The following is a 17,943-nucleotide window of genomic DNA, read 5'->3' on the forward strand; positions in this document are numbered from 1 at the left end:
ATAGCAGGAGACAGAAGGCAGTTCTTGCTGGAGGTAAAAGTATACTTTTCCTAGCATTCACGCTTGTCATTATGTCCTAAGCTATGTGATTACGGCTATAGTTTAAATCCAGATTGACAAACATCCACTTCAAAATCGAAAATTTCAGCTATTTAACAATGCGTAAATCCTTAGTCTAACTGGATTGACGGGAATTTCTGAGCTAAAGAATCAGGATGTTCATGAAACATTTGCTGCGTAAATCCTAAGTTAAAAACCAGCAATTTTGTGAAATATTCCCCTTTATTATGACTAAGCAAAAACTTCGCATTGCACTGTTTACAGGGTTGTATGCTCCTTTCTTAACTGGTGTTTCCGTTGCAGTACACCAACGAGTTCGTTGGTTGCTAGAGCAGGGACATGAGGTTTTTCTAATCCATCCGCAAATCAACGATCGCTACCCCAAAAATGTTGGCGATCGCCCCATGCCAGGTTTGGAGCAAATTCAATCTTTCCCCAATTTCTCTGCTTACGCATTTCCCACAGAACCACTAGTATTTTACAAGTCTCTTCCTCAACCGTTGAACTATCGGCATTGGAGCGATACCAAGTTGCTGGAGAAATTCCAGCCCGATATTATCGTGGTGGAAGAAGCAGCCCAAATGAGAGGTTTATACTCATTTTTCTTACAAGGTTATGGTCGCCCAATCGGCACTCAATATGCAAAACGAACAGGCACGCCAATAATATCACTGTTCCATACAGATATTGTTGCGTATATCAAATATTACTTTGGAGACAGATTCTTCAATTTGGTTCGTCCCATCGTTCCCATTTTAGTCAAGCAATTTAGTGAGTCTTATGACTTCAATTACTTCTCTTCTAAAGAACAACTGACTAAATACGAAGAACTGAAATGCCAACGCGCTGAATACGTCGCTTATCAAGGTATCGATTGCGAAAAATTTCACCCGCGAAACATTTGTTACGATCCAATTCCCAATGATAACCGACCAACTCTGTTGTTTGTTGGACGCATTACACCGGAAAAGAATGTCAACCAATTGCTTGATATCTTTCCAGTCATAGCTGCCAAAATTCCTGATGTCCATCTGGTAATTGTTGGTAGTGGCCCGCTAGATGAAGAGATCCGCGAGCGTGCTAAAAAGTTTGGATCGGGTGTTACTGTATGGGGTGAGTCTCACGGTACAGAACTTCTAGGTTGGTTTGCTAGAGCAGATGTTTTTGTCAATCCCTCCGTCACCGAGAACTTCTGCACGACAAATAACGAAGCATTAGCCTCTGGAACTCCTCTGGTTGCTGTTGTTGCACCGTCAACCTCAGAACAGGTATTTCCTGGTCGTAACGGCTTCCTTGCCCAACCTAACAACCCTACAGACTTCGCTCAAAAGGTAATTGCGATTCTAGAAAATCCCGGTTTGAAAGCAGATATGACTAGACACGCTCGCCCTTCTATACTCGAATTTGATTGGTCAGCGTGTATGCAGAAATTTGAACACAAACTTTACCAAATCGTTGAAGGAGCGCAGAAGGTGGAGGTAGGTACAACCAGTATAAGACCACAGCGATAAAAAATATGGCGATCGCTAGTATTTACAGTATTAGCGATCGCTAATTAGTGACTTTGAGTTTGACTAAACCTGTTAGTTGATGGGTGCGTAGGCATAGCGCGTCGTAGACATCGCATTAAAATGAAACCAGAGTTTAATAGCTGGGATAATAATGGAAGTTTTTCAAATTACGACAATTGTTGATGCATCAGGGCATTTGCATCTTGATATCCCAACACCGCTAGCGCCTGGGGAGGTGAATGTCGTGGTTGTTCTGAATCCAGTTGCATCAAATAGCACACAAAAATCTGATTATGATTTTTCCGATCTTGCGGGTAAATTAGCCTGGGAGGGAGATGCATTAGCGATGCAAAGGGTGTTACGAGATGAGTGGTAATCGCTATTTGTTGGATACAAATGCGATCGTTTATTCTGAGCAGTACAATTTTTGTTAAAAATTCTGTAAAATTATCATAAATTTTCAGTGAAATTACTGCTATAACTTTTAACAAATATGTTACTTGCCGTATTATCTTGATGTCAGACTACGGTTAAAAAAGTAATTTTTATGACATACGCACAAAAGTTACCAGTGTCTCTGCTTGGAGCAGCTTTAATTGCCTTGGGCACAGGGCAAATAGCACAAGCAGTATTATTAGTTGAATCAGAGTCAGCAGTGGTAAATCTTGATGCTCAAGAAGTAACATTCACTGTAAATTTTAATAGAGTGCCAGATTTTTTCACAGTTGATGAATTTGATAGACAAGCCGATTCTTTTCAATACTATATCGATCCGAGTGGGGAATTGCCTATTTTTAGACCGCCCTCTGCCTATAGTAACCTTTCCTCAATTATTCGCGGAGAAGAAATTCACGTTGCAGGTGACGTTCGGATACGTGATGTATTCTCAGTTGGTCCATCGGAACCGAATTCAGGAGGTTGGGGTAACATCCGTGGTTCAGTACCATACAGCCTTGATGGCACTGTGCTGAAATTTTCAGCACCTCTGCAATTTATTGGTGATTCAGACGGTTTGTTTAGCTATCGGTTAGAGTTGTACGAGTTTGGCAGTTGGAATGGTCTTACAAACGAAAATAAGTCTACTATTGCTAGTGTTCCCGAACCTAATTTTGCATTAGGTGCATTAGCTTTTGCAGCCTTAAGTGTAGGTTTACGGCAAAAACGTAACGTAAAGATATAGCAGGGGACAAGAGACAGGGAACAGGGAACAGGATCGAAAGTCGCTTGGTGTCTGGGTTTTATATTAGGTTTATGTCCTAAACGACTTGGCGACAGCTATAAGTCAGCCCCCAGTCCTGTAAATCAATACGCTTGGGTTAAGGCTTGATCCCCCTAACTCATTAAAAAAGGAGGGAACTATACTAATAATGTTCAGAGACGTTGTAATACAACGTCTCTACAATTAACGGAAGCTAGTTTTAGCACCATGCCACCCATGTAAGATCGGCATAGTAAACAATCCCCACGCCAAACCTGTAATTAACCCAAAAGGCGTAACCAAATAGTTATTAAAATTCCACAAACCAAAAATCTGTGCTGCCAATTCCAAAGGATAAGCCATCATTAGCACACTGGCTAACGCCACACCACTCCAGCCATATTGATTTAACCAGTAAAATCCTTTACCACCAGTTATCCCATACAGCAGGCGAGTAATCAGCAAACCCGTGACAGTGCCATAGCAGCGCATACACACAGCCATAATAAATGGTGGTGCTAAATCTAACCCCATATCTGGTTGCGGACAGACATGATTACCCATGAAATAAATGATGTCCGCAATTCCAGGAAGCAAAGACACTCCAGACGCAGCCAAAAAGGGAGCGATAGGCGGGCCAAAAACCATCCCTACCAACAAGAAATCAGCTATAAAACTGACCCAATTAACCTGCAATTCACTGAAAGCTACTCTTGTCATTTCCCTTTGTCTGCGCCTTTGCGGTTTATTTTCTTAACGTACCTTATTTACATAAGGACTTGTCAACTTATCCAACTGCTGAATCAACAGACTGAGGAACAAACCTACATCTGTCACCACACCCACTGATTCTACAGAACCGCGATCGCTTAACTTAGTCACTACAGCTGGATTAATATCGACACATACCATTTTCACCCCTGCCGGAGTCATATTACCCACGCCAATGGAGTGCAGCATCGATGACAGCATCAAAATCATCTCTGCACCTTCTAGGTGTTTGGCATATTGCTCCTGTGCTTGAATCAAATCCATTACGGTATCAGGCAAAGGCCCGTCATCCCGAATGGAACCCGCAAGTACAAAAGGTACATGATTGTGAACGCACTCATACATGACGCCACTTTTAATTGCTCCCGCCTCCACAGCTTTGGGAATGCTGCCATAACGACGGATACTATTAATTACCTTCAGGTGATGGCGGTGTCCTCCATGTACGGCGACACCCCGCTTCATGTCTACACCCAAGGAAGTGCCCATGATATTTTGCTCGATGTCGTGAACTGCGATCGCATTACCACCCAGCAGTGCTTGTACATATCCTTCCCGAATCAGTTGCGCCAGGTGTTCGCCGCCACCAGTGTGAATTACCACAGGCCCAGCCGTGACAACTACTTTACCACCAGCATCGCGGATTTTACGCAATTCCCAAGCCACTTGCTCAACGACTAATTCCACGCGCCGTTCGCTAGAAACCCCCGCCGACATAAAGCTGAATTCTTGGGTGCTGCGGAGTTCCCGCGATTCAGTTTTGCGGATGGTGCGGATACCTAAAACATCTACAATTACCTGTTCGCCAACTTTTAAATCGCGGAGTATTTTACACCGAGCTACAAAGCCATTGGCAGTTTGGGTAATGGCGATCGCCCCATCCATCCGTTGATTTTCTACCTTCACCCACTGACCATTAATTCGCACTTCGGTGGGATAAATTGTACTGACGTAAAAATCATCAGGCGCAACGCCATCTTGAATTACCGGCTCCAGTTTGGCATCTCGCTCATCATGGGGTAAATCTACAGCACCCAAATCAATCAATCGGGAGATGATTTCTTCCATCACCTCATGGGATGGTGCTGATACTCTCACCTCGGCGGCTGAGGTACTTTGCCGTTGTTCTCCCAAGTTGAAATTCAGGACTTTGAAACTTCCGCCGGCATCTATAATCAAATCCAAAGCGCGGTTAATTAAGCCAGCATCTAACAAATGTCCTTCCATGCGAATGACGCGGCTTTCTACCGAGACATTGGCATGAATTTCATCTCTAACTGGTTCTGTCACCCGCAAAGTTAAGCATTTAGCTGCACCACCAGCTTTGAGAAATTCGGTAAGTGGCGTTTCCAGCACTTGGAAACCTGCATCCTGAAGGCGGGTTTTCAAAGCATCACTCGTCTTGTTCATGATGACGATGCTATCCACATTCACCGCATTACAAGCGAAGTTGACTGCATCAGCTTCTTCAATTGCGATGCGCTTTTCTGGTGCAACTCGCATTTCAATTAAGCGGTTGGAGTAAGAATCAAAAGCGCCGGGATAGTATAGCAAATAGCCATTTGTTAAAGGACAAAAACAGGTATCTAGGTGATAGAAACGTTCGTCTATTAATCGTAGGGATAGCACCTCAATATCCAGCCATTTAGCTAGATAAGGGTGAGAATCTAATTCCGAGCGGAAACCGTATCCCGCCCATAACCAGCGTCCTTCCCGATCTAGCAGTGCGTCTCCTGCTCCCTCAAAGGGCAAATCTTTGGGAAGTTCATTGACTGTATAACCATTTGCCTCAAACCATTGTTTGAAGAAAGGCTCCTCTCCCTGACGTTCCTTGTGCAAAAAGCGACTGAGGACGACATTATCGCCCAGAACCAAGCCAGCATTGGCGGTAAAAACCAAATCAGGCCAGCCTTTTTCAGGTGGTACTAAATCGACAATGGCGTGTTGTTTGAGGATTTGATGTAGTCCCTGCCACTGTTCCACGGCGCGATCGCGCGATGACTTGTGAATATTCCCTTCCATCCAAGGATTAATCACATAGTCCACGTCGTAGTGGTCAGGAGGGCACATTAAAAAGCGAATCCGAGAAGTCATAAAAATCTTACAAGCGTTTTATATGCTACAAGCTTACTTTGAATACAGACTTTTGTTTTTTTACAGGTAAAATCTGCTACTAAAGCATCTATCTTTTGATAGTTGAAGACTTGACCAAGCCTTCGCTCTCAATTCTATTACTGGAACATAGTAATAATACCAATTCAAAATTCAAAATTAACGTGAGTTCAACAGACCTCTCCCGGACAGCCTCCCTCTCCTAAAAGCCGAACGCGAGTGTGTCTTTGTAAGGAGAGGGAGGAGTAACGAGTAAGGAGGGTTTTTGCTCCCCTCTCCTGGTAGGAGAGGGGCTGGGGGAGAGGTCAAAATAGCACTCGTCGAACTCACGTAAAATTAAGAAACCCTGATTTAATTTAGGTTTCCAGCAAAGTGAGGCCACTGGGGGTGTATTAGAGGGCGAAGCAACTAGATCAAATTCATCGGCATTAGCAGCAAAATCTTTATCAAATGCTCTCAAATCCACAGTCTATAGTATGCTAATAACAAGCAACTAACCACTATGTTCGGCAAGTATAGTCAAGCGAACGTTTATTTTCCCAGCGTTCGCTTTTAACTTTTCACCAACACCCGTGGCTTGAATAGCACGCTTGTTAAGCTGAAGGGTAGGAGGGGTGTGCAGAGGGCATGGAGAAGAGACAAGGTAGACGAAGAAGAGGGGGGAGACAAGGGAGAGAGTTGTTCAATAATTCCCCCTTGTCCCCTTGTCCCCTTGTCCCCTTGTCTCCTCTGCTCCCCTGCTCCCCCGCTCCCCTGCCTCCCTCAAGCAGTCACTATATAAGACGAATCGATCGCTGCTACACGCCCAGCATCTACCAAAGCTTGATACACGATCGCCGCTACTTCACCGCGTGTAGCATCGCGGGTAGGATTGAGTTGTTTCAGGTTTGGGTAATTGACGATAATTTTCTTGTCTATAGCTTTTACTACCTCATCCTTGGCATATTCAGGAATCTTGGCTTGGTCATCGAAAACTTTGATAGTTGCCGTACCATCATTAGATAACCCCAATCCATTCACCAGAGAGACAATCACTTGCACGCGCTGGATATTTTTGTTGGGACTAAAGGTATTGTCGGGAAAACCAGAGAGAAATAAACCCTGATATGCCTGCTGAATTACCTTGGATGCCCAGAAGTCTGCTGGTACATCTTTAAATTTGATCGCTGCACGGCTTGGTGGTGGATTGAAAGCTTTTACTACTATTGCCGCGAATTGTGCCCGTGTCATTGTCGCATCGGGTTTAAATGTGCGATCGGGAAAACCATTAACTATCCCCAATTTGACTAATTCCCGAATAAACCCACCTGCCCAATGATTCGCAATATCGGTTAATTCAATAGTAGGGGTTGGAGTTGGTGTTGGAATCGGGGTTGGGGTTGGCGTTGGGGTTGGCGTTGGGGTTGGCGTTGGTGTTGGCGTTGGGGTTGGTGTTGGCGTTGGAGTTGGCGTTGGCGTTGGCGTTGGTGTTGGCGTTGGTGTTGGCGTTGGCGTTGGTGTTGGGGTTGGAGTTGGTGTTGGAGTCGGTGTTGGAACCGAACTATCTGCAAACTCTATGTTTCCGGTAACTTTAGACGCATCTATTTTATTTCCTAGAGAAATCAGCTTGTTGGAACTGACATTTTGCAAATCAAATTTACCGTTATTGCGTAGAGTATTTCCCCCCGGATTATTGATACTGCCGATATCCGGTAGAGCAGTTCCAATCACTGTGATCCCATCATCAGTGTTATTTTCACTAACATTATTACGTAATACGGGACGGGCACTACCAGAGATGACAATCCCAGAACGGTTTTCATAAATTCTGTTATCTCGAAGGATGGGTGATGCAGTATCACTAATGGCAATGCCAAAACCTGTTTTGAAGTAAGTATTATTTTCAATTTGACCTTTAGAATTTTTAGCGATCGCAATTCCATTAGCTGCATTCTCACTGAACACATTACCTAGAACAACTGGGTTCGCATCGCCTGTAGCAAATACTCCCTCTCGCTTATTGTTGATGAAGGTGCTATTAGCAACAGTAGGGGCAGTTGATTCAATCCAAACACCACTACCACGGCTAGCCAAATTTGTTACAGTTACTCCTCGGAGTTCCGCCTTATCCAGCAGCACAAATGTGACATTCTGCCCAGCAAAAGTACGGCTCAGATAGGTACCACTTCCTTCAATCAAAATGCCATTGCCTTTATTGGTTTCATTACCCACAACTGTTACGCCAGATGGAACCGTTAGCGGAAATACTTCACCGCTAGCAGCGTTGTAATTACCATTTGCTAGTTGAATCTTGGTATCAACAGTAGATACCTTAAGGGCTTGCGTAATAGTTTTGAAGGGGGCTTGTTGGCTACCTGGGTTGGTATTGCTACCTGATACTGGATTTACGTAAAAAGTTTGAGCCATATTTATACTTTAATAAAATACATAGCTATCCTAGCGCTAACCATGAAAATGAGTAGCGATCGATGCATTAAGTAACTGAAATTACTTCACAGTACAAACTTAAAAAATTATGCAAACACTTCTGGTGTTACAATACGTTCGATCTGAGTGACAAACAAGTCATAAATGAAATTTCAAAGACTCCACAAAGTTATCTTACAAAGTCACCAAAGACCCCAAGAAATATCCAACTTGACACCTCAAAACTTTCGTATCCAGAGTAAAGAGACATCAAAGAAGCCTCTCACCCAAGAACAAATAGATAATCAAGCCTTCCAAATTCAAAAAATGGAGGCTACAAAATTAGAGATCCAGGCAAAACATGGCACGATAACACCAGAAAGACAGGAACGCTTGGGTGTATTGCAAGCCAAGATGAATGACTTCTGGGTGCAGAGAAAAGAAAGTAGCAAGGGTCTGCCTAACCTGTTAGACATCCCTGATTTATTTACAAGGCGTGAAACACGTTTAGCACAACAAATTCAGCCACAACTTACAATTGGGCAACCTGGAGATAAGTATGAGCAGGAAGCAAATAGGGTAGCCACAGATGTCGTCAGCCAAATGCATCAACCGCAGAGTAAGAATATTCCCATTCAGACGGCTTCTAAACTAAAGCATCAGGTTGGTGTAAGCGATAAGAGAATAGCATCAAGTGAATCGGGTAATGTAGTGAATACAGTAGATGGGATACAGGGTAAGGTAACTCAGACAGATGGAGATGTTATCCAGCTGGTTAGCGTTAAAAATATAATTAAAAACTTTGAAGACATAGCAAAAGAAAATAAAGTTTCAACTGACTCACAACCGTCGCTGAGTGATATACACGTTGACGAGAAGATTAAACATTTTGAAAAGATAGGACAAGAAAATAAAGTTTCAACTGAGTCACAACCGGGGCTGAGCGATAAGAGAAAACCAACAACAGATCGGATAGCGAATAAGTCTATCAAAGCAGAGAAAGAGGCGCAACAGTTAGAATCTGAGTCTGGATCGAGCATTGATACAGATTCACAAGCCTCAGATTTTCGACCTCAGGAATCAAAGGAAGAGGTGAAATCAGAAGATGAAATGCCAAGTACCTCCTCTGAATCAAAAACAACCTTATTCGATATCAATCGAGAGGTTGAGAAAAATTTAAATAAAATAGCAGACTATCTTTTTTATCTATATAAAGAAGACCCAGATAATTTCAGTTCCAAACAGCATTTTCAATCTAGATACGAATATGAAATGCAAAGATCGCGAAAATTATTAACTGATTTGCTGTCAAGTAAAATCCAAGATGGACTCACTGAAATTACTCCTTTAAACGGTGAAGAACTCATAGAATACTTAAATGAAGTTCAGTCAAAACAAGAAGCTGAACAGTTAAGAGAAAAGAATGAACAGTTCATCAAAAAAAATATTAAATTAGATCAAACATTTAAATCTGAAACAGCGCGAATAAAGTCTATAAAAGCAACTCAAAAGATTCTTGACGATGGAGATATTAAAAAAGCACGAACACAACTAATATCTTTGCTGCCAGAGGATATATCTAATAAGATACAGAACTTCGTTAAAAAATTGAGTGATGAAGAGGTTCGAGGTTTCCTGCAAAAGTTTCTATCGCAGCATGACTCGGATAAGCTCAAGGAGTCAACGAACATAGAGATACCAGAAAGCAAAGTAGAAGAGCAAACTAAACCAAAAACAACCGGGAAGGAACGCTGGAATAAACTGAAGAAGATAGTAAGAACAGATCCATCTTTACCTCAGATAAAAGGTAAATCTAAAAGTTTAACTTTTGAGCATAGCTTCAACAAAGCCCATGCAAATTATTGGTTAGAAGCCTGGGATGCACTGCATCGACCTGCTTTTGCATTGTCAAATCAAGGATTGATGGCACAAGACAAGAACTATTTTGAGTATTGGTTGTATGATACTGGAATTGAAAAATGGCTAAATGAGCAAGAAGCAAAAGACAAAGAGATGAGAACGGCTTTTGAAGAGCAAAAACAACAAGAGGGTGGCGAAACAAATTTTTGGGAGTGGAAAGCAAAATCAGAGTATGCTGGGAAATCTTCACCACCTCCCACTACAGAATCTTTCTGGGATTACCTAGATAAAAACAAAATCGAGATTTCAGGAGTCAAATACCTGGAGTCGGAAGCAGAGCGCAGACCAAGAGGAGTCACGATTAGCGGAGGTACATGGACAGATGCCTTTGGAGATCAGCTTAGCTCACAAGGTATGAAGGCTATTAGTAAGGATCTACCAAATGATGGAAATGATTGGATGATTTTTGTTCTTAGCCCTGATGGAAAGTTCTATGCTGATGGCCATGACGAAGGGAAGTATCATCATTCAAGTGCTTTAGCTGGCATCCCAGTCAAAGGTGCTGGTGCCATTAAGGTTACAAATGGCAAACTAGAAGCGATCGCAGATAAAAGCGGTCACTATAAGCCTAATATGCATCAGATGTATACGACTTTAAAACATTTGGAAAAATTAAGTGTAAACCCTGAAACTTATATGGTATATACAAGAGATTTGAAGGACATGCAAGGTGACAAATGGCTTGAAAAATATGAAAACAGTGATGAATTCAAAAAATACCGCCAACAGCAGCAAGAGAACGTAAATACAATAGAGCAGAGAAGAAAGAGGGAAAAAGCCTCACGGGGAAAGTAGTAGTTATAGCAGTTGCCAGGTAGGTTAGTAGAGAAACTGAACGTCAAACCCCGATAGCAAAAGACTTTTAAGCCTGTTGCCTATTATTTGTTGCCTGCTATAGTTTTGAAAACTGTACCTGGTTGGCTGACGATAGACGAAAACTCCCTTTCCTACAAAGTCAGGGAGTTAGGATTGTATATTCTCTTCAACTGAAAAAGCCTGTTTTCCTATTAATACGGCCACTTCCAATCGCGAATTTCTGGCATATCGTCGCCGTACTTCTGGATGTATTGCTTGTGTTCGATCAGCTTATCTTGCAAATGCTGCTTGACATAAGCTGCCCTATATCCCAATTTTGGTACGCGCTCAATTACATCCATTACTAAATGAAAGCGATCGAGTTCGTTAAGAACAACCATATCAAAGGGGGTGGTGGTAGTTCCCTCTTCCTTGTAGCCGCGCACATGCATCTGATCGTGGTTAGTATGACGATAAGTTAAGCGATGAATCAACCAGGGATAGCCATGAAAGGCAAAGATAATGTGTTTATCTGTGGTGAAAATTGTGTCAAAGTCTTTTGCGCTCAAACCGTGGGGATGCTCGCTTTTTGGCTGTAGTGTCATTAAATCGACTACGTTTACCACCCGCACTTTTAAATCTGGAAAGTGCTGGCGCAGAATATCCACAGCCGCTAAAGTTTCTAAGGTGGGAATATCCCCAGCACAAGCCATTACTACATCTGGATCGCCGTCTTGGTCGTTGCTTGCCCATTCCCAAATGCCGATGCCTTTGGTACAGTGCTTGATGGCAGCATCCATATTTAGGTATTGCAATGCTGGTTGCTTTCCGGCAACGATAACGTTGACATAGTTGCGGCTTCTTAAACAATGGTCAGTTACCGATAGCAAAGTGTTGGCATCGGGCGGCAAATACACCCGAACAATCTCTGCTTTTTTATTAACTACATGGTCAATAAAACCGGGGTCTTGGTGCGAGAAACCGTTATGGTCTTGCCGCCAAACGTGAGAAGTGAGTAGGTAATTGAGAGAAGCAATCGGTCTACGCCAAGGAATATGTCTGGTCGTTTTCAACCATTTGGCGTGCTGATTGAACATTGAGTCAATGATGTGGATGAACGCCTCATAGCAAGAGAAAAACCCGTGGCGTCCGGTGAGGAGGTAGCCTTCTAACCATCCTTGACAATTAGTTTCGCTGAGAATTTCCATCACCCGACCGTCGGGGGAAAGGTGGTCATCTTCCGGGAGGATCTGAGCTGCCCAATCCCGGTCTGTGACTTCTAGCACAGCGCCTAAGCGATTTGATACCGTTTCATCGGGGCCGACGATACGGAAATTGCGGCTTTCTTGGTTAAGTTGCATGATATCCCGGAGGAAAATTCCTGCAACTTGGGTAGCTTCAGCGATCGCTTGCCCTGGTTTGAGAACATCTACGGCATAGTCTCGAAAGTCGGGCATTTTCAGGTCACACAGCAAAAGACCGCCATTAGCGTGGGGATTGTCACCCATACGTCGATGCCCCTTGGGAGCCAGTTCTGCTAATTCGGGAATCAGCTTACCGTTGCTGTCGAAGAGTTCTTCTGGTTTGTAACTCTTCATCCAATCTTCTAGGAGTTTCAGATGTTCTGGCTGTTTGGCTATGTTGCCAAAGGGAACTTGATGCGATCGCCAATAACCTTCAGTTTTTTTGCCATCAACTTCCTTTGGGCCTGTCCAACCTTTGGGGGTTCGCATGACAATCATCGGCCACTGGGGACGTTTGGTGAAACCATGTACGCGGGCTTCTCTTTGGATACTTTGAATTTCAGCGATCGTTATATCTAGAGTCGCCGCCATCTGCTGGTGAACATCTGCGGGATCGTCACCTTCGACAAAGTAGGGCTTGTAGCCGTAGCCTACAAATAAGCTTTCCAATTCCTCATGACCGATCCGTGCGAGTACCGTTGGATTAGCAATTTTATATCCATTCAGGTGCAGGATCGGCAGTACAGCCCCATCATGTACGGGGTTAAGAAACTTGTTGGAATGCCAGCTAGTCGCTAAAGCACCTGTTTCTGCTTCGCCGTCACCCACAACAGCCGCAACAATTAAGTCAGGGTTATCAAAAGCGGCACCAAAAGCGTGGACGAGGGCATAACCTAATTCCCCGCCTTCGTGGATCGAACCAGGAGTTTCCGGTGCAACGTGGCTAGGAATACCACCAGGGAAAGAGAATTGTTTGAAGAGTTTCTGAATTCCTTCAGCATCCTGGGAGATGTTGTGATAATACTTGGTGTAAGTGCCTTCTAAATAAGTGTTGGCTACTAGTCCAGGGCCACCATGACCAGGGCCAGCAATATAGATCGTGTTTAGGTCATATTTTTTGATGACCCGATTCAGGTGAGCATAGATCAAGTTCAGCCCTGGTGTTGTTCCCCAATGCCCTAAAAGTCTGGGTTTGACGTGTTCCAGCTTTAGCGGTTCTCTCAGTAGCGGATTGTCGAGTAGATATATCTGCCCAACGGAAAGATAGTTAGCTGCACGCCAGTAGGCGTTTATCTTACGTAATTCTTCATCTGTTAAAGGCTTTGTTTGTGGAGGACTGGCTAATGTCATTTCGACGCTCCATTTCAAAAGGATTTTGACGGATTCACCAGTATGTAATTTTACTTATTTTCAAGATAATGGCCATCTAACCGATGATGAACTTTTTCAGCCTTTGTGACTTTTTTGCCGTTTCTCAATCAATCGTAGTGATACCTTCGACCTTCCCAGTTGAGTAAATTCATGTCTAGCAAGCTTTTTACCTTTTTCTAACTGTCGAACTCACGTTAAGTATTTACTCTGTTGTTTGTAAAAATTATTTTAGTTACCTTTGAAAAGCCACAAAGAATATCCCCTTGTTACCAAATTACCAAGTTGAAAAACTGGTAAATAAATTAACTTCTCTAAGGAGATATTTGAATGAGTCAACAGTTACTTAGAAACATTTTTGTGGTCATCGTAGTTCCGATGTTGGTTTTAACTTTTCCTAAAGCTCTTAACGATAAAGCGTATATAAAAATGTTTGGTCATTTAACAACTATTATTGCCATCATTTACAAAGACTGGGAGAACTCCTCTACGCAAAAAACGTTACCAAAAGAGTCTGATAAAAAAGTTAAAAACAAGTGAGTGTATGGGGAGAGTGATATTTATTAAACTAAATATTTCTTTTTACACTTAGAACTAAATACGAGTGAGTACATCACTCGTTTTTTATTGAGACTAAATGCTTTGCTGTAGTTAGTTTTGAAAAGTAAGATTTACTGGAGTTGCTTTTTATTTACTAATCAATCTCTAAGTAGCTTTTCTCACGCACTCAAGTGTAATTAATCTCTAAGCTCGACTCTGCGGAAATAGAGTCGTTATTGTGACCACTCAGCTTGTGTAGAGTGTAGTTAACATCGCTTCTCTACGAGACGCTACACGAAGGCTCCGTATTCAAAATTAATAATTCTTATTCAAGTAATAACCTAATTATTAATTTCCAACAAACCAGGCGGCGGCGTAATTTCAATGCGATTAGATTTCAAGTCTACAACTGGTGCGATCGCTTCTACAAATGGAATCAAAACAGTCTTTTGTCCTTTGTCATTTGTCATTTGTCCTTTGTCAGTGGTAAAAGATGGGTGTAATTTTACTTCTAACAAATCATTGCCAGCCGGGATGATGTCTACCACCGTACCCACGAGTTCGCCAGATATTTGCATGAAGACTTCCAAGCCAATCAAATCGAGGACATGATATTCATCTTCGTTTAATTTGGGGCGATCTCTAGCTGGCACCATTAACGTACAACCGCGCAACGCCTCCGCCCGATCGCAATTTTCCACACCAGCTAATTTGATGACATACAAGTTTTTGTTACTGATGTAACGTCCTGCCAATAATTCGATTGGTTGCGGTTCTGTGCCACCTGAACACAACAACCAACGTTTTCCCGGCACCTCAAATCTTTCAGGAAAGTCTGATACAGGATAAACCCGTAATTCTCCAGATAATCCTTGCGGGGCAACAATCTTACCAATTTCTAGCCAATCATCGAGATTGGGAACTGGGGATTGGGTACTGGGAACTACGGGCTGGGGATTAGGGGTTGGAGATTGGACATTTTGAATTTTTGAATTTCCTACTACTTTCTTGCCCCTCTGCCTCTGTGCCCCTCTGCCCCTCTGCCCATTTGCACCTGTGCCTCCAATCTCTTTATTAGCTTCTTCGTGTTTCATTTCCATTTTTCTTACTAGTACAACACGGCGGAAATAAACCACCCATCTAAATCAGTGAAATGCTTACGCTATATTCATTTTGAATTTTTAATTCCGCCTTGCGGTATTAGGCAGTCACCGCTGCACCTTTATAAGCTTCTTCAGCCACTTTTGCTAAACGTTGCATAGCAGTGGCTATCTCTTCATCCGTGCCTGTGAGGCTGATGCGGAAACATTGATGCTTGTGCGCCCACTCTTCCTGTAAACCGGGGAAGAATGTACTTCCAGGAACAATAATCACAGCTACTTGCTTTAATTGCTGGTAAAATTCCCAATCACTGATGGGTAAATCTTGTAACCATAACCAAGCAAAAATTGCTCCTTCACCGCGATGGAGATACCAAGGTAAATCCTTGGGCATCGCCTTTTCTAAGCTGGTTTCTAAAACGGTAAACTTATTTTGGTAAAAGGGACGGATGACAGTGTGAGAAATTTCCACTAAAGCGCCAGAATTGATTGCATAAGCTGCGATCGCTTGGCCGTAACGTGAAGAATGGAGACTCATGTTTGCCTGAAAACACTCCAGCACTTCAATCCACTTTTCATCCCCAATGGCAATACCAATTCTTTCTCCTGGTAATCCGGCTTTCGATAAACTCATGCAGTGGAGGATATTATCACCAAACACTGGTGTCATTTCGGTAAAATTCAATGCTGGGAAGGGAGGCGCATAAGCTGAGTCAATTAACACCGGCAGATTGTAAGGCGCAGCCAAAGCGGCAATCTTTTTCACCTCATCATCGGTGAGGACGTTTCCAGTAGGATTACATGGGCGAGAGAAGAGGACACAACCCGTATTTTCTGTAATTGATAGTTTGCTGAAGTCGGGGCGATATTTAAATCGGTGGGCAGCTGCATCAATATCGAGAGTTGGTTTGTAGGCGATTAAGGCTTTTGGAACTAAGCAAATACCGCCGTAACCTGTATAGTCAGGGCTAAGAGGTAAAACGATTTGTTTTAACTCGCCGCTAGGAGTGTAGCCACCGAAGGTATTGGCAGCGTAGAAGTAAAGGGTTTGACTGCCGGGGGTGATCAGGATATTGCGATCGGTTAATTTTAACCCGTAGCGTTTGTTAAAGTCGTTGGCGATCGCTTCCACAAATGGTGCATAGCCCTGACTTGAACCGTAGCGGCAAACTACCTCACCATATTCTGGACTAGCCAAAAGCTGTGCAGTGCAATCCCGCCATAATTGTTCTACCTCTGGCAAAATCAACGGATTACCAGCACTCAAATTAATAAACTGCTGCCCTGCACCCGCTCGTAATGTTTCGATAATATCCTTCATGATTGCTCTGACGCCAGTCAGGTTGGACATTTGAGCGCCAATTTGAGTTAGGGCAGGGTTCATAAGCTGTGACAAAATATATTAATTTAGGGGTGGACAAATTATTTGAGGTTTGCTGCTGACATCCAGTTTACATCGTTGCCAAAACAGCTGTTGCCGCCTTTAACCAATCTAGCGAGAGAATGACATTTTAACAAAGGTAATAATATTTATCGTTATAGCCGCGATCGTGCTTAGTAGATACTGATGAAGTAATACAAAAGTCTATCATGCGTTCAATGCCTGTGAAAAAACTGGGGAGTAAAGAAGAGAATAAAGTACAGGTACAAGGTACAGATTATTCCCTATCACCTGTCACCTCTTTCCTAATCCCAATGCCCAATGACAAATGACCAATGACAAATGACAAATGACAAAACTATACAGGAGCGTTGACATTGGAAGTTAAAGCCGCAGTAGCTTACAGTGCAGGTAAGCCGTTGACGATTGAAACCGTTCAACTATCAGGGCCACAAGTCGGCGAAGTGTTAGTTGAAGTGAAAGCAAGTGGGGTTTGCCACACCGACGCTTTTACCTTATCTGGTGACGATCCCGAAGGTTTGTTTCCGGCTATTTTGGGACATGAAGGTGCTGGTGTGGTAGTGGAAGTAGGCGCTGGTGTTACCAGTCTCAAACCAGGCGATCGTGTAATTCCCCTCTATACTCCCGAATGTCGCCAATGCGAATATTGTTTGAGTTTCAAAACTAATCTCTGTCAAGCCATTCGCCTAACTCAAGGACGCGGTGTTATGCCCGATGGCACCAGTCGCTTTAGTATTGATGGGCAGATGATTCATCATTATATGGGTACATCAACTTTTGCTAACTATACAGTATTGCCAGAAATCGCCTTAGCAAAAATTCGGGAAGATGCCCCCTTTGATAAGGTTTGTTACATTGGCTGCGGTGTTACTACTGGTATTGGTGCAGTTATCAATACTGCCAAGGTGGAACCTGGAGCAAATGTTGTGGTTTTTGGTTTGGGTGGTATTGGCTTAAATGTCATCCAAGGAGCGCGGATGGTAGGGGCAAATATGATTGTCGGGGTAGATATTAATCCCAACAAACGCGCCTTGGCGGAAAAATTTGGTATGACACACTTTGTTAATCCTCAAGAAGTAGAGGATGATTTAGTTCCCTATCTAGTTGATTTAACAAAAGGCGGTGCTGATTACAGCTTTGAATGTATTGGTAATGTCAAAATTATGCGTCAAGCATTAGAATGCTGCCACAAAGGTTGGGGTGTGAGCGTGATTATTGGTGTTGCTGGTGCTGGACAGGAAATCAGTACTCGTCCTTTTCAATTAGTAACTGGTCGCGTTTGGAAAGGTTCAGCATTCGGTGGCGCTAGAGGACGTACAGATGTGCCGAAAATTGTTGATTGGTATATGGAAGGTAAGATAAATATTGATGATTTAATTACCCATGTGATGCCCATTGAGCAAATTAATGATGCTTTTGAATTGATGCACAAAGGTGAATCAATTCGTAGTGTAGTGACCTTTTAGCTGTTAGAGGATGTTTTAAAAGGGTATTTTGCTCTCGTAGTTAGCACATT

Annotated in this window: 12 protein-coding genes; 6 read left to right on the plus strand and 6 right to left on the minus strand. The window is 42.9% G+C overall.

The window, feature by feature from the left end:
• The first annotated feature begins 287 nt into the window (after positions 1–287).
• From NSTC731_RS30180 to NSTC731_RS30190, 3 genes are all read left to right on the plus strand, one after another.
• On the plus strand, positions 288–1,571 hold the full coding sequence (locus NSTC731_RS30180; RefSeq protein WP_445628159.1) for a glycosyltransferase: 1,284 nt from the start codon (positions 288–290) through the stop codon (positions 1,569–1,571).
• Between the two features lie 151 nt (positions 1,572–1,722).
• On the plus strand, positions 1,723–1,947 hold the full coding sequence (locus NSTC731_RS30185) for a hypothetical protein (protein WP_445628160.1): 225 nt from the start codon (positions 1,723–1,725) through the stop codon (positions 1,945–1,947).
• 171 nt (positions 1,948–2,118) lie between these two features.
• A complete protein-coding gene (locus tag NSTC731_RS30190; RefSeq protein ID WP_445628161.1) occupies positions 2,119–2,751 on the plus strand; it encodes a hypothetical protein in 633 nt (210 codons plus the stop codon).
• Positions 2,752–2,973: 222 nt separating this feature from the next.
• On the opposite strand, the gene NSTC731_RS30195 is transcribed toward NSTC731_RS30190, so the two are convergent.
• The 3 genes from NSTC731_RS30195 to NSTC731_RS30205 form a co-directional block, all read right to left on the minus strand.
• Positions 2,974–3,489 carry a DUF2085 domain-containing protein gene (locus tag NSTC731_RS30195; RefSeq protein ID WP_445628162.1) on the minus strand — a complete coding sequence of 172 codons (516 nt, stop codon included), beginning with the start codon at positions 3,487–3,489 and terminating at the stop codon, positions 2,974–2,976.
• A gap of 33 nt (positions 3,490–3,522) precedes the next feature.
• Positions 3,523–5,634: a bifunctional arginine dihydrolase/ornithine cyclodeaminase gene (gene argZ / locus NSTC731_RS30200; protein ID WP_445628163.1), complete on the minus strand. Its 2,112-nt coding sequence runs from the start codon at positions 5,632–5,634 to the stop codon at positions 3,523–3,525.
• Positions 5,635–6,414: 780 nt separating this feature from the next.
• Positions 6,415–8,058 carry a DUF1565 domain-containing protein gene (locus tag NSTC731_RS30205; protein ID WP_445628164.1) on the minus strand — a complete coding sequence of 548 codons (1,644 nt, stop codon included), beginning with the start codon at positions 8,056–8,058 and terminating at the stop codon, positions 6,415–6,417.
• Positions 8,059–8,289: 231 nt separating this feature from the next.
• Between NSTC731_RS30205 and NSTC731_RS30210 the strand changes: the two genes are divergently transcribed.
• Entirely contained in the window at positions 8,290–10,773 is a 2,484-nt protein-coding gene (locus tag NSTC731_RS30210) for a hypothetical protein (protein ID WP_445628165.1), read from the plus strand.
• Positions 10,774–10,985: 212 nt separating this feature from the next.
• On the opposite strand, the gene NSTC731_RS30215 is transcribed toward NSTC731_RS30210, so the two are convergent.
• The gene (locus tag NSTC731_RS30215) at positions 10,986–13,367 is read right to left on the minus strand and encodes a phosphoketolase family protein (protein ID WP_445628166.1); all 2,382 of its coding nucleotides are present in this window, start codon (positions 13,365–13,367) and stop codon (positions 10,986–10,988) included.
• A 348-nt stretch (positions 13,368–13,715) separates the two neighbouring features.
• Between NSTC731_RS30215 and NSTC731_RS30220 the strand changes: the two genes are divergently transcribed.
• Positions 13,716–13,925 carry a hypothetical protein gene (locus tag NSTC731_RS30220; RefSeq protein WP_445628167.1) on the plus strand — a complete coding sequence of 70 codons (210 nt, stop codon included), beginning with the start codon at positions 13,716–13,718 and terminating at the stop codon, positions 13,923–13,925.
• A 341-nt stretch (positions 13,926–14,266) separates the two neighbouring features.
• Here NSTC731_RS30220 and rimM read toward each other — a convergent pair whose 3' ends face one another.
• Together rimM and NSTC731_RS30230 are read right to left on the minus strand one after the other, a co-directional pair.
• A complete protein-coding gene (gene rimM / locus NSTC731_RS30225; RefSeq protein ID WP_445628168.1) occupies positions 14,267–15,019 on the minus strand; it encodes a ribosome maturation factor RimM in 753 nt (250 codons plus the stop codon).
• A gap of 106 nt (positions 15,020–15,125) precedes the next feature.
• On the minus strand, positions 15,126–16,409 hold the full coding sequence (locus NSTC731_RS30230; protein WP_445628169.1) for a valine--pyruvate transaminase: 1,284 nt from the start codon (positions 16,407–16,409) through the stop codon (positions 15,126–15,128).
• Positions 16,410–16,783: 374 nt separating this feature from the next.
• Here NSTC731_RS30230 and NSTC731_RS30235 point away from each other — a divergent pair, with 374 nt between their 5' ends.
• Entirely contained in the window at positions 16,784–17,893 is a 1,110-nt protein-coding gene (locus tag NSTC731_RS30235) for an S-(hydroxymethyl)glutathione dehydrogenase/class III alcohol dehydrogenase (protein ID WP_445632211.1), read from the plus strand.
• Positions 17,894–17,943 lie beyond the last annotated feature (50 nt).

The organism is Nostoc sp. DSM 114167 (assembly GCF_052692655.1).